General features: G+C 67.9%; 9 protein-coding genes and 2 pseudogenes. 1 reads left to right on the plus strand and 10 read right to left on the minus strand.

Annotated features, from left to right (window positions below):
• Positions 1-7 precede the first annotated feature (7 nt).
• Positions 8-433: pseudogene (locus A4R43_RS30645) on the minus strand (GP88 family protein); the annotation flags it as partial.
• Positions 434-553: 120 nt separating this feature from the next.
• Here A4R43_RS30645 and A4R43_RS30650 point away from each other — a divergent pair.
• Positions 554-1,315, plus strand: coding sequence for a hypothetical protein (locus tag A4R43_RS30650; protein WP_113695283.1), 762 nt, complete (start codon positions 554-556; stop codon positions 1,313-1,315).
• Positions 1,316-1,363: 48 nt separating this feature from the next.
• Here A4R43_RS30650 and A4R43_RS30655 read toward each other — a convergent pair whose 3' ends face one another.
• From A4R43_RS30655 to A4R43_RS30695, 9 genes and pseudogenes are all read right to left on the minus strand, one after another.
• Positions 1,364-1,948: a DUF6262 family protein gene (locus A4R43_RS30655; RefSeq protein WP_113692913.1), complete on the minus strand. Its 585-nt coding sequence runs from the start codon at positions 1,946-1,948 to the stop codon at positions 1,364-1,366.
• A complete protein-coding gene (locus A4R43_RS30660) occupies positions 1,945-4,533 on the minus strand; it encodes a tyrosine-type recombinase/integrase (protein ID WP_113692912.1) in 2,589 nt (862 codons plus the stop codon). The genes A4R43_RS30655 and A4R43_RS30660 overlap by 4 nt, the downstream gene beginning before the upstream one ends.
• Positions 4,530-5,645, minus strand: a complete 1,116-nt coding sequence (locus tag A4R43_RS30665; RefSeq protein WP_236808367.1) for a tyrosine-type recombinase/integrase — start codon at positions 5,643-5,645, stop codon at positions 4,530-4,532. The genes A4R43_RS30660 and A4R43_RS30665 overlap by 4 nt, the downstream gene beginning before the upstream one ends.
• A gap of 176 nt (positions 5,646-5,821) precedes the next feature.
• A pseudogene (locus A4R43_RS30670) lies at positions 5,822-6,259 on the minus strand (GP88 family protein); the annotation flags it as partial.
• Between the two features lie 56 nt (positions 6,260-6,315).
• A complete protein-coding gene (locus tag A4R43_RS30675; protein WP_110341504.1) occupies positions 6,316-8,226 on the minus strand; it encodes a VirB4 family type IV secretion system protein in 1,911 nt (636 codons plus the stop codon).
• Positions 8,223-9,470 (minus strand): PrgI family protein, encoded by a 1,248-nt coding sequence (locus tag A4R43_RS30680; RefSeq protein ID WP_110341506.1) that lies wholly within the window; start codon positions 9,468-9,470, stop codon positions 8,223-8,225. The genes A4R43_RS30675 and A4R43_RS30680 overlap by 4 nt, the downstream gene beginning before the upstream one ends.
• Positions 9,467-11,473 (minus strand): TrbL/VirB6 family protein, encoded by a 2,007-nt coding sequence (locus A4R43_RS30685; protein ID WP_236808377.1) that lies wholly within the window; start codon positions 11,471-11,473, stop codon positions 9,467-9,469. The genes A4R43_RS30680 and A4R43_RS30685 overlap by 4 nt, the downstream gene beginning before the upstream one ends.
• Positions 11,474-11,572: 99 nt before the next feature.
• Positions 11,573-11,890, minus strand: a complete 318-nt coding sequence (locus tag A4R43_RS30690) for a pilin (protein WP_110341604.1) — start codon at positions 11,888-11,890, stop codon at positions 11,573-11,575.
• Positions 11,891-12,072: 182 nt separating this feature from the next.
• The gene (locus A4R43_RS30695) at positions 12,073-12,963 is read right to left on the minus strand and encodes a hypothetical protein (protein WP_236808379.1); all 891 of its coding nucleotides are present in this window, start codon (positions 12,961-12,963) and stop codon (positions 12,073-12,075) included.
• Between the last annotated feature and the right edge of the window lie 279 nt (positions 12,964-13,242).

The raw sequence follows: 13,242 nt of genomic DNA on the forward strand, positions 1-13,242 counted from the left end.
GCTGCGGTCACGCAGCGCGTGGCTGGTCGGCCTGCGTCGTGCTGGCCTCGGCCGTGGGCTGCTGGCTCTGGTCGGGACGGGTGTTGTCGACGACGAGCCGCAGGTGCCGGCGGCCTCGGCGGGCGGCGCGGTCGGCGTCGACCTCGGCTTGCCACTCGGAGAACCGGCGCCCGGCCAGCCGCTTGAGATAGGTGGGAATGCGGTTGGCCGGCACACCGACCAGCCGCGGGCCCAGGACCGCGAGCAGGTCGCTGGCTTCCTGCGAGGCCCAGCCCGCCTCGGCGATCGCGGACTCGTCGGGAAACACATCCGCGACCCGATCGACGGCAGGATTCAGCGCGACATCCTGTGTCCCGCCATACGAGTAGACCCACAGGAAATTCGGCGGCGGGTCAGGCTCGACCAGCGTCCGGAACCGGGACACCTCCTTGGTTTTACCAACCACGACAGCCCGTTTGACGCCGGTGACCTGCGCTGATCCGAAGCTTACATGTTCGCCACGATGCTGCGACGGATGTGTGTGCCGACGTGTCGGGGTGACTATGTTGCTGCCATGACGACGAGTGACGAGCTGGATGACGAAGCCCACGATGAGTTTCGGCGGGCGTTGCTCGACGAGAGTCACGGTGATGCGCGAATCCAGTTCCTCTCGACGATCTTGGGTGTGTTGGTCAACATTGAGGACTGGCTCGCGATTGATTCGTGGCTCGGGGGCGGCAAGGCCGAGCATCCTGATCGTGGCGAGAAGCCGGACCTTGCCAGTGTCATGGCGTTTCGCGCGGTAACAACGGTTGCAAGCATGAGTACCGAACTGGCTGACGCGGCCGTGGCGATGGTGGCGAAGCGTCGCTACTACGCTGTCGGCGCGGTGATCCGCCAGCTCATCGAGTGCGAGTATCTGCTTGTGCTGTTCGACGAGGATCTCGACCACGCGCGACGGTGGGGCGAGAGCACTCCGGCCGAGATCCGAAGCTCGTTCAGCCCGAAGCAGATGCGGACACTCACAGGTAAGTTCTCGAACGAGGAGTACTGGGGCCACTGCGATACCGGCGGTCATCCCGCGCCCAAGGGTGCGAGGCTTCTGGAAAAGCTGGACCCGATGCGTCAGTCGTGGCCTGTCTCGGCAGCTGAGCTGTCGATCGACTTGGGCCTTCACCTCCGACGGATCTGGAAAGCTATCGACAGCCTGCTGGTGAAGCACCACGTTCGATATCAACGAGTTCGCGCCGATCAGCGACAGCTGGCTGAAGACGCGTGGGTGACTTGGCGCGCCGATGATCCCGTGGTTGAGGCGCTGACGGCTTCTGACGGTTGAGCCGGTCGGCCGACGAACTGTGTCGGACCTGTGTGGACGGCGTGCATGTCAACTCCGATCGCTGGAATCGAGTAGCTGTACTTCGAGTTCGGCGATTCGCCGGTCCTGGAATCGGACGTTCGAGCGTGCAGCCTTCAGCCGGTCATCAAGTTTCTGGTTGTCGTCGGTGAGCTGCCGAACCTGTTGTTTGAGCGTGGTGTTCTCGGTCGTGATACGGAGGATCGAATCTTCGACGCATTCGGTCTCCATGTCGCGAATCTGGCCCATCAAGTCGCCAATGTGCTTGCGCTGCTTGACAATCTCCTCGTGTGCCGTCTTCAGCATGGCCTCTGCGTTGAGCGCTCGTTCTCGCCACGAGTCCTCGATTTCGGCTTCGTGCAAAGGATCCGTGGCTGCGCGGTCGGTTGCTGCGGCCGTTCTGGTCGTACTGACCGCAGTTCGCGCGTCGGGGTTCTCGTAGAGGAAGGTTCGGGAGACGCCGGCTCGTCGTGCGACGCCAGCGGCGGTGATCGGTGTCTTTTCTCGGAGCATGCGCGCGACGGCGTCGTGGACGCGCTCGATTGCCGCAGCAGTCCGTTCTTGTCGGGCCGCCGTTGCCGCGGCCGTGCGAGACGAGCGGTGAGGGCTGTTCACGGTTGAGGCTCCGAAGAATCGCCGTTGTTGATGGGGAAGGAGGCGTCTGCGAGTTCGGTCGCGCGGAAGGACAGGCTCCAGATGCGGTGGAAGTAGTCCTGGGGACGGCGCAGGTCGAGAGCGAGCGCTTCGTCGAGCAGGCCCATACCCGCCAATGCTTTCTCCAGCCCGTCGATCGCGCGGCCGGTGGGTTCGAAGACCTGGTGGAGGTAGTCGGCGGTGGCGTCATCCGGTGCGCGTTCGGCGATGGAACGCCATTGCTCGCGTTTGCGGCGCCAGTAGAGGAGGTCGGCGCCGGAGAGGACGAACTTGTCGCAGTTGTGGCAGTCCAGCTTCCAGGGACAGGCGTCGCCGTTGACGACAGGTTGGAAGGTGCAGAATCCGCCTTCGGCCGGGGTGCTGCGGCGCGATAAGTCGATCGCGAGGGCGTGCGCTTGCTCGCGGCTCATTGTCTTGGTGTCACCGGAAAGCAATTCGCCGGGGTGAGGTGCTGCGGGGCCTGCGACCCACACGTGCTGGAGGACGTCCTCGATCTCGGACACGGCGACGTGGGTGTAGTGCTCTGCCATGCGATCGGAGACTTGGCCGAGGTAGCGGCGGATGTGGGTCAGGCTGGCACCGTGGCGCAGCAGCGTCGTGGCCAGCGTGTGCCGGGCCTGGTGCGGAACGCACGTTCCGAGGTTCAGCTCAGCGATCCACTGCTTGAAGCCCGTGCTGAACCAGCTGTAGGACAGGGATTTCTGACCGGCGAGGTTTCGGCTTCGCGTTGGGAACAGAGCCAAGGCTCGGCGTTCAGCATCCGTGGGCGGTCGGCCGTGTCGGGCAACGAATCGGTCGAGTGTCTTGCGCTGCCGCTGCCGGAGTCGTTGGTAGAGGCCTTCGGGGATCCGGATCGCCTGGTCGTAGTTGCCGACCTTGGTCTGATCGTGCCAGAGCATGGGCAGATCGCCGTGGCGGCCGAGACAATCCCACCGCAGCCCAATGGCCTCGTTCGCGCGCCGGCCGGTGACGATGATGGTCTCCCAAATATCGCGGAGGCCTTGGTCCTGCGGGTCATAGGAGTGGGCGAGTTGCTGCAGGTTGGCTTCGTCGGCGAGTGCATGGGCGACCTCGTCAGAGAACGGGGTCCGGGTCCGGTGCACGGCCTTCCCGCCGGACGGTGCCGCGATAACGAAACCGCGGTCCAAGCCGATCCGGTCTGTCTCGCCGGAGTCCATCGCGGTGCGCAGCAGTCGCCGAACGTGGTTGAAGATCAGTCGTCGGGAAGCTTGGGTGGTCGCGAATGCCGTGCCGTCGGCCTTCTTCATGCTCAACGACGGCAAGCCGTGGGTAGCCCGGTGACGTTGGTCGGTGACGAAGCGCAGCATGTGCTCCTCGCCGAGTCGGGTGGGGTCGTCGCCGTGGCCGGGAGCCTCGGCTTGGAGGAAGGCGCTCAGTTCGGCGCTGGCGCGGCGGAGGTTGGCGAACACCCCGGAGGAGCGAGGGCAGTGCGGAGACCGCATCGCTGCCGCGAGGTGATCCCATAGCATGTTCCGCAGCCAGCGTTGCGACACCACGGTGAGGTCGATGTAGCTACCGCAGTTCGGGAAGCGGACGCCGAAGTGGTCGGTCTCGATGAAACCCGCGTCGCGAGTGTCCTCGGGTCCGAAGTAGACCAGCCGCAGCCCGTTGAGGATCTCCCGCGCGATGAGCCGACTGAAGTGGGTGCATGAGCCCAAGTCCAGCTCCGTCAACGAGTTCAGGTCGCGGCGTCGGCAGAAGTTCACCAAGGTCTGCAGCCAGCCCGGACCCCACTGGGAATGCTGGCCCTGGGTATGGGCGAACAATCCCCACTGGAACTCAGCACGCAAAAGAGGCCGCAACCCTCGCAGGTTGAACTGATTGGCTCGCGGGATCGGATCAACCTCCGCGCACCACCGCCGGAATGTCAGCTCGTCGGCGTACACGACCACCCGGTTGTCGTCGACTTCGGTGAACTGGTTTCCCGTTCGCCCCAGCAAATGAGCGCCGCCGGGACGACCCGCAGACCGGTAGCGAGACTCGTGTCCAGCACACAAACCCAACGAGGACTGCGCGAGGTCGCTGCACACCACAACGCAGCATCGTCCGAATCCCGGATGCGAATGTTGCTCTGAAAGCCAGTCGTCGTAGTCTGTCGCCGCGCCGTGCGTTTTGATGCGGTAGAACCAACTGTGCTTGTGGCGATTGCACAACCGACGAGCGATGTCGGTGGCGGGCCGGACCAGGCAGATCCGGCAGACCCGCTGGCCTGCGGCATCCGCCGGCGCCAGTTGGTCCGCGTTGAGCAGGAAGGCAGCTTTGCCGGTGCCCGTATCGCGGGCCTGTTTCCACTGTCGTTGGTGCGTGGAACAGAGGTCACCGCTGTTGCCGCGGAAGTGTTCGCAGCCGGGAACGACGCACTCCCATGCGTAGACAGGGTGGCCGCGCGGGACGTCGATCAACTCGGTGCGGAACAGCGGGGTGAAACTGGGTCCGTTGATCAGTGCTGTCAGCAGGTCCAGCCGATCGGTTTCCGCTCGGCTGGGCGGAGTCTGGTGCGCTGTGAGCAGTGGGAGGTGCTTCATGCCTGCACGCTCCAGACCTGCCGTAGCGCAGCGTCGAAAACGGGATCGTGGATATCCACATGGGCGTAGATCTCATCGACAACCACGGTGGACGCCCAGCCACCGGCGTCGCGCGCGACAACCAGATTGCCGCCTGAAGCATCCAGAACGGCGGTCGCGAACCTGTGCCGGAACTCGTGCGGCTTGATCTTCCCGAGCCCCGCCCGGATCGATGCACGCCGCAACATTCCCCGCGCTGCGACTGGCGCCCACGGCTGGCCATGGTGCGGTCCATGCAGTTGCACCAGAAGCATGCCGTGGTCAGTCAGCTGACTAGGGTATTCCTCGGTCATGTAACGGAAGTAGCTGTGAATCATCGCCGGACTGACGCGCTTGATCAGCCCGCCGCGTACGGTCCCACGCTCGATCGACCACTCGTGCTTCGTCTTGGCTGCCGCGCGGTTCGGATTGCCGGGCCGGTGGCAGACGTGCACGTGCGGGGATCGGCACTGGCCGCAAGCCGCGTTGTCGCGCAGGTGAAGGTCCACCAGATGCAGGCCGCATAGCTCCCCGATGCGGAACCCGCCATCGGTCAGCCAGGTGACGACAAGTTCGTCGCGGGCCGACTGCAGCACATCCAGCAATTGTGGGGTCGCGCCTTCTGGGAGCATCTTTGGATGGCGACGGCGTCCGCGCCGGGGAGCCAGCGGGTTCGCCGGCGCGCTGCGCGCCACGTGCCCGAGGAAGGCCCGGCGTCGGTCCTCTCGTGACGGCAACCGGGACTGGTTCAGGCGCGACCCGAGCTCGGGGTTGACTCCCAGCATTCCCTGGTGTCGATAGAAACCCTTCAGACACGCAGCGGTCGTGGACAGCGCGTCCTTGCCGTACGGTCGCTTCCCGACCCGCCACGGTTCACCCAGAGGCATGCGCACGTCGGCGCCAAGGATTCCCATGTAGCGCTCCAGATCTCGAAGTACTACGCGATCCACGGTGAGACCCTCACGTTCGAGCCACCGCAAGTGGTCCACGAGGTAGTAGGCGTAGGTGCGCTGGGTTCCAGATCCGTCATGCACACGCAGGAACTGATCAGCATCCTCACGCACCGTCCCCTCCGGCCACACGATCGTCCACATACGACTTCCGTCACGTCGAAGCAGCTCCTGTACTCGTAGCTGCCCGACCACGCACTTGCGAACCACAAACCCTCCATACCGACGCCTGACACTCCGAACGATCCGGACATGGTCGGTAACCAAGCACGGCACGTTCGCGAAGTGGCGCAGGACGGACGGCACGTACGGGTCTACGTACGGTCGGTAAATTTGGTGTAGGCGTAGAAATTCGTGTCAGGTCGAACCCGGCAAATATCCAGCCATGCCTGAAGATAGGAGTCGGAAAAGAAATCACCGCTGTCGTGAATTCTGATCCACGCGCCGCAGAACTTGGCCGCGCCGAGTTCGGCGACCATCGCGGCCTGCCAGCCGGCCAGATCGTCGAGGACGTACATCAGGTTCGCCTGGTGCTTGGCGCGGACGACCGGCCAGGTGTAGGTGCCGTGCCGCGCGTAGCACGCCTGAGCGCAGATTCCAGCGCTGAGACAGGTGTTATAGGTACGACCATCGGGCAGTCGCCCGGCCCAGGCCGGCAGCGACCAGTTCCACACGCCGATCTGACGCATCTCGCTGTTTTGCGTCAGCAGCCGAGCGGGCCGGCGAACAGTGGCGGAAATGGGCAATGACGTAGACATGGGTATCCCCTAGGTGCGATTCGATGTGAACGGATTAGCGCTTGCGAGCGAGGCGGTCAGGCGGCGTCGAGTTCGATCTGCGACGCGTCGCCGTCGTCGAACGAGTCCGCAATTCCTGCGGTATCGTCCGCGCCGAGTTCGACGAAGGAGTTCTCGATTCCCGACGAGGCGTCGGAATACCCGGCGATTTCCGCGGGGTTGGACGTGACCAACTCGTGCTCGACCGGCGAGGCGATGGACTGGAACGCCACCCGCTGCGTCCCGGTGCTGAGCAGACCTTGGCCGCGGTCGGCGGAGAGCAGGAACTGGCGCTCGCCGAGCGAGAGGTCGAAGGTGCGGGTGATCTCGTCGATCGCCTGGGAGGCTTGCCGCAGCAGGATCTGCGTGGCTGCGTTCGCGACGACGGCTTTGCCGAGGTCCGAACCCAGCACGTCCGCGGTGTCCTGGGTGGCGACCGTGAGGCCGGCCCACTGCTTGCGGCTCGCCTTGGCCATCCGGAACAAGAACTCGGCACCGGCGGGCTCCTTCATCAGCAACCACGCCTCATCGACCACGACCAGCCTGGGCTTGCGGATGGCCGGGTTGGAGACCTGCCGCCACACCGCATCCAGGGTGAGCAGCGTGCCGATGGGCTTGAGTTCGTCGGCGAGATCGCGGAGCGAGAACACCACCAGGTGCCCTTCGGGGCGTGTCGAGGTCGGGCCGGAGAACAGGCCGGAGAACGCGCCGGTGACGTACGGGTGCAGCCGCGCCGCGAGCTCCACCCCGGCGGGATCTCCGGCGTCGGCAAGGACCTCGGCGAGGTCGGCCAGCAGCGGAGCCGGGCGGGTCCAGGTCCGCGGATCCGAGGTGATCCCGGCGCGCTGATAGGTCGCGGTGATCGCCCGGTCCAGCGCCGCCCGTTCGGTCGCTTCGAGCTCAGCGCCGAGCAGTACCGCGATCACGGTGTGCAGGAACAGACTGCGTCGGATGAGCGCGTCGCGCGGCGCGGTGCGCCGGCCGTCCGGGCGGGTGTGGATCGGCAGGTCCATCGGGTTGAGCCGGACCTGCTCGGCGCCGAGGTGCACGTACGTCCCGCCGACCGCGGCGGCCAGCCGGGCGTATTCGTCCTCGGGGTCGATGACGTGGATCTCGATCCCGCGGTACAGCGACCGCAGCAACTCCAGCTTCACCAGGTAGCTCTTGCCCGCGCCGGAGCGGCCGAGGATCACGCTGTTGTGGTTGTCCAGAGCGAACCGGTCGTGATGCACGAGGCCCTGGCTGCCGACGTTGAAGCCGTAGAGCACACCGCTGGGTGCACCGACCGAGGTCGGGTCCGGAGGCGGCAGGTCGGGCGAGGTGAACGGGAACGCCGCGGACAGCGCACTGGTGTCGAACGTCCTGCGCATGCCGACCAGATCGAGGCCCATGGGCAGGCTGGTGATCCAGCCCTGCAGGCTGCGGTACGTGGTCGGTTTGCAGTCCAGCAGCAGCGACGCCGCCAGCGACCGGATCGCCGCGACCTCATCGCCGAGGGCTTCCTCGGTGGGGGCGTGCACGGTCAGGTACAGCCCGAGCCGGTAGAGCTTGCCTTCGCCGCGAGCGACTCGGGCGGACAGGTCGTAGGCGTCCTCGGTGGCGGCTTCGACGTGCGGGTCGATCAACCGTCCTTTCTCGCTCGTGTGCCGCCTGCCGGACTCCAGTTTCGACAGCTGCTTCTTGAGCCTGTTCGCGGCGGTGACCGGGTCGATCGGCTCGATGTGCAGCGAGACGTCGACCCGTCCGGGGTAGGTCAGCAGCGGCTGCAACCAACCGGGGTGGACCTCGCGCGGGTAGCCGACGACGGCGAAGCTGGCGACCCATTCGCCGCCGACTTCCAGCGCGCGGGGGCGCACGGAGATGGCGTCCGGGGTGAACGCGCTGGCCCGCCCGAGCGGCGGCTGCATGGCCTGGGCCTTCCGGCCGTGGCGCTTGGCTGTGGTCTTCATCGGCGGTACCTCCCCGCGGAGTTGGCGTAGTCGTCGGGGTCCTCGGCGGTGTCGTCGAAGCCGTCGTCAGGGCCGTCGTCCCAGGCGTCCTCGGCCTCGCCGAACTCGCCGTCGGCAGGGAACGCTGCGCGGCCGAACGCACCTGCGTCCCAGCCCTCGTCTGGGGCGGTGGTGATGACTTCGTCCGAGCCGGCGAGACCGGAGTTCGGCGGGATCACGCTGTCGGGGTTGCAGGCTGCGGCGAGCACCGCGGTGGCCTGTCCGGCGTCCAGCGGGGTGACCACGATCCCCGACGGGGAGAGCAGCTCGACCGCCTCGCCGAGCCGGCGGACCAGCCGGGCTTCGGCCGCGCGCCGGGTGGCGTCGTCGACCAAGGCGGCCTGCTTGGCGGCCCGGCGTTTCGCCGTCAACGCGGCCAGCGGTGAGGCGCCGCCGAGCCCGTCGGCTGGCCCCGTGGTCAGCAGCGGCTCACGCAGGATCAGCAGCACCTGACGGCGCAACAGATCGGTGGCGCGGCCGAGCTGGTCGAGGTACTCGGCGTGCTCGCGCGCCGCCCGTTCCAGCGCCGGGTGCGGCAGACCGCCGGCCTGGTCGCGGAGCTCGGCGATCTGCCCGGATAGGTCCAGCCGTTCCGCCCGCACCAGCACCTGCACCGGTGCCGTCAAGCTGTGCAGGTAGCGCCCGAAGGAGGCGACGAGGGACTCCTGCTCGGCCGGAGTGCGCAGCCCGAAGTTGATCGTGGAGCAGACCGCGACCACGGCGACGCCGTCCTTGCCGAGGTCGATGACACCGGTGTCGGTGACCGCTTCGGCGGGTAGCCGCAGCGCGGCCGGCGAGACCGTCGATGCCGCGGCATCCGCGCCGCCCGCGCTGTCCTTCCGCTTGGCGCGGCCCGTGCTGCTGGTGTTCGCGACCTGGCTGCCCAGCCACTCGGGGACGGGCCGGATGCCTTCCGGCGCGGCCACCCGGTGCTGCGGGCTCAACCGCTGCCGCAGCGCGGCCAGCACCAACCGGTCGAGGGGAATGCCGTCGCGCTGCCCGAGCGCGAGGAACGCGGCGGTCACCCCGATCGGGATGGCGACGATGAGGAACGCCACCAGCGGCACGAACTCGCGGGTGAGCGTGTACGCCCCGTACAGCACGATCCCGGTGACGGCGAGGATGAGCAGCTGCCGCGCGGTCAGCGGACCGATGACGCGGTCCTCGCGATCGACGTCGGCGGGAATCCTTACCGGCTGACTCATTTCCCTTCACCTCCTGGGGCGGGTTTCGGTGCGCGGAACACCGGCGGCGGAACCGATTGGGTACGCCGGTAGGCGTCCCCGATGCGCGGCTTGGGCTGGGCTTGCCGGAACACCGGCGCGGCAGGAGCGGACGCCGACCTGGGTGGCGACGACGGCTCCGGCGCGGGTGGCGTGGCGGGCCGGAACTGCAACTGCGGGGGCACCGACGCGGTGCGGATCGGGCGGGCCGGCGGTGGGGTGGCGCCGCGTCGACGTGGCCCTCCAGCGGCTTGGAACTGCGGCGCCGATCCGGGCCGAGGTCCCCGCCGCGGCGGTGAGATCGGCGTGGCGGGCGTGGGTGCGGAACTGAACTCAGGAGGCATGGCTGGTCCCTGGTTCGCCGGGGTGACGGCGGGGTCGTGAGTGGTGTCTTGAGGTGAGGGCTGCAGGAACTGCGGCGCCTGCGACGGCAGCCGCGACCGGCGGGCCGCGCGGGCGCGCTCGGCGTCATGGGCCGCCTTGAGCCGCTTGTTGACCATCTCCGGGGTGGGCGCGAGGCGTGGCTGCGCGGGCCACGGCGGGTCCGCCGACCCACCGCCACCGCGGCCCCCACCGCCGCCACCGCCCCCGCCGCTCTTCGCACCGACGGCGCCGCCGACCTTGCCGAGCGCGCCGGTCTTCCCGGCGACCATGCCGAAGGTCTTCGCCGCGATGTAGGCGCGGGCCAGACCGCCGAGGAACGAGCGGCCGTTGCTGACCTTGACCGCCTTCAACAGCCAGAACGGGATCTTGAACAGGATGAAGAACAGGGCGATCGCGGCGACCAGCGTGCCGAGCGCGGACAGCGTCGAGCCGAACAGATTCACGCCGCCGGACAGGAACGTACGTACCGCGGTGATCAGCACCAGGGCCTGAGCGACCTGGATCGCCAGCGTCGCGGTGATCGCCTTCCACCACCAGCGAGCCAGCGGGTCGGTGTGTGGCAGCGCGTGGAACATCAGGAACAGGGGGCCAGAGATGATCAAGACGAGGGTGATGACGATCCGGACCACGTAGACGACCAGCAGGCCCAGGCCGACCACGACGAGCACCAGGCCGACCAGGATGATGAACAGTCCGCCGGTCTGGATGCCGGCGACGGCGTCCTTGAGGGTGTTGCCCAGTGAGGGCGCGTTGACTCCGTCGCCGAGGATGCCCAGGGTCAGGCCGTTGGCCAGTCGGATGAGCTTGTCGGTGAAGAACAGCGACAGCGCCGAGGCGATGAACGCGATCGGGATCCTCGGCCCGATCTCCTTGATCGAGTAGCGCGCCTGGACGCTCTCGTGGCCCATCACGAGGATGCCGCCGAGGAGGATGAGCAGGCCGTAGGCGGCGACCACGAGCTCCCAGGAGTTGTTCCACAACTCGCCGATGCCGGGCAGGTCGCTGATCGTCGGCGTGGACAGCGCGGTGTGCCCGATCAGCTCCAGGATCGGCGAGAGCGCGGCGTCGACGATGCTGCGGAACGCGCCGTTGATGGCCTCGGTGATGCAGGCCCCGATGTCCGTGATCCCACAGTCCGAGTCGCCCTCGCCGCTGCCCGTGCCCGGCTGCTGCGGACCAGTGCTCGGTGGTGGCGTGGTCGGCTGCGGGATGCAGTCCTCACCCGTGCACGGCTGGCTCGGCGTCGTGGTCGGCGTGGACGAGGTGCAGCCGACCTGGCCGGGGAAGCTGCATGTCGTCGGCGCGGGCACCCCGGTCGGGAGTGGCAGCGGCGCGGTGGGCAGCGGCTTGGTAGTGGTCGGCGCGGGCAGTTGGCAGACCGGCAGCGGCGAACCCGGCGTGCACGGATCCACCGTCGGGATCGGCAACGGTGGTTGCGGCGGGGGCTGCTGCGGCGCAGTGGGCGAGGCCCACGCGCTGACCGCGAGGACGCCGACCAGGAGCACGACGATGCTCAGCGCCAGCATCCAGCCCGCGCGCCAGCGCCGCGGCCGACCAGCCGGCGGCCGGTCGGCGCTGGCGTCGGAGACCGGGGAGAGCATCGCTCGGTCCCCGTCGATTCGTCCGGCGGCAGCGGTCGCGACCGGGCCGCCGGACCGGCGGTACGGGCGAACCGTGGGCGGGGTGCTGACGGCCATCGGTCAGGCCCCCACGATCCCTTTGAGGATCTCCACGACCAGCGGCGCGAGCGCCGCAAGGCCGTAGCCCCACCCGGCGGACTTGAACGCGGTCTTGGCCTTCTCGACCTCGCCGGGGTCGCCGCCGCCCATCACGTAGCGGACGCCGCCGATGGACAGGAACACCGTGGCCAGACCGGCCAAGATGCCCATGATCCAGTTGCGGACGTTGTTCAGGACCGTGGTCACCGAGTCCGCGAGGGCGACGACCATCGTGTCGGCGTGCGCCGCCGACGCCGACGCCAACAGCGCGAGGATCGCCAGCTCGACGATCAGCACCACGTGCGACCAGCGGCGGGGGCGGACCGGGGTCCAGTCCTCCGGCGTAATGATCGGAGCACTGGTCGACTCGCTGCCGGTGACATGGTCCGGCGTGCTCGACGCTGGGGCCTCGGCTGGCGGCTGCGGATTGCCGTCGAGGCGGGCGCTGCGCGGTCCGCTCGCGGCGGGGAAGAATCGATCGATCAGGCGCATTGGGGCACCTCCGAAGGTCGGGCTGAGCGCGGGTGTGTCCCGCAGCCCTGAACTCCGGATTTCGCGTCCGTTTTGGACACGCGACCCTGAACTTTCTGCCCCGATTCCGCGTCAGCGACGGACACGGACAGTGACGACAGCGGCAAGTCGCGGACCGGCGAGACCGGGCGCGCGAGGGCCAACGCGGTGGCTACCTGGTCGGTCAGCGGGTCGGTCGGATCGGTCTCGGCGGCACCGTCGCGCAGGTACGCGGCGAGCCGGAGCTCGGCGCGTTTGCGCGTCTTGTAGACCGCCCACTCGCCGGTCTGGTGCGCCGCAGCCCAGTCCGCGACGGACACCTCTTCCAACCGGGTCGCCCCGATGAGTGCGGCCTCGGTCTGGGTCAGGACTCCGTCCGCGACCGCGCGAGCGAGGACTAGATCCGGGTGTCCCCACGGCGTGTGTGGCGGGGTGGATCGGAAGCCCGGCGCGACTGGAGTCGGACCCGCCAGCGCCTCGGCGAGCGCGTCGTAGCCGGACCGGTAGGCGGCCCACCGCAGTCGCAGCATGATCCGCGGCGGACGCAGATCGATGGTCGACAACGCGGTCAGGAAGCCGCGCAACACCTCGGCGTGAACATCGGCCGGATCGCCGGCGAACCGATCGGACAGGGTGGCCGCGACCGAGGTCAGCGCGGGCAGTGCGACCCCGACCGCGGCGACCGTCCAGGTCGCTCCTTCAGTACGGGAGCGCAGCACCAGATGCGCCCACACCGCGTCCCGCGTCGCCTGCGGGCACCGGCGCGCCAGCAGCCGGTCGCGGACCTCGTCCAGCGGGATGTGCCGGTCGGGCAGGCCGGGGAAGAGCCGGCCGTTCAGCGACACCGGGTGCGGCCCGGTCACCAGCCAGGTAAACGTGTCCCGCGCGATATCCAACGAGTTCGGGACAGCCTCGTCGCCACGGCGACGAAAAACGGATTGTGCTGCCATGTCGTGACTCCCACGGCGTCGATGCGAACAACAACGCCGTCAGGAAGCCACGACCGATACCACGGAAATACCACGCCATTACTAGGCGCCAACTAGCAAACCGTTCCGGGGCTACTAGCGAACTACTATTTCGCCTCGCGAACGCGTCGATCCAAGATCAAAAATGGGCTTGGTCAACTACGATCGTTGATC

This window comes from Amycolatopsis albispora (assembly GCF_003312875.1).
GTDB lineage: Bacteria > Actinomycetota > Actinomycetes > Mycobacteriales > Pseudonocardiaceae > Amycolatopsis > Amycolatopsis albispora.

What these genes read in the sequence shown, in the direction of transcription:
- A4R43_RS30650 (WP_113695283.1), top strand. Translation starts at nt 554, where the DNA reads ATGACGACGAGTGACGAGCTGGATGACGAAGCCCACGATGAGTTTCGG.
- A4R43_RS30685 (WP_236808377.1), bottom strand. Translation starts at nt 11,473, where the DNA reads ATGCTCTCCCCGGTCTCCGACGCCAGCGCCGACCGGCCGCCGGCTGGT.
- A4R43_RS30680 (WP_110341506.1), bottom strand. Translation starts at nt 9,470, where the DNA reads ATGAGTCAGCCGGTAAGGATTCCCGCCGACGTCGATCGCGAGGACCGC.
- A4R43_RS30665 (WP_236808367.1), bottom strand. Translation starts at nt 5,645, where the DNA reads ATGTGGACGATCGTGTGGCCGGAGGGGACGGTGCGTGAGGATGCTGAT.
- A4R43_RS30660 (WP_113692912.1), bottom strand. Translation starts at nt 4,533, where the DNA reads ATGAAGCACCTCCCACTGCTCACAGCGCACCAGACTCCGCCCAGCCGA.
- A4R43_RS30675 (WP_110341504.1), bottom strand. Translation starts at nt 8,226, where the DNA reads ATGAAGACCACAGCCAAGCGCCACGGCCGGAAGGCCCAGGCCATGCAG.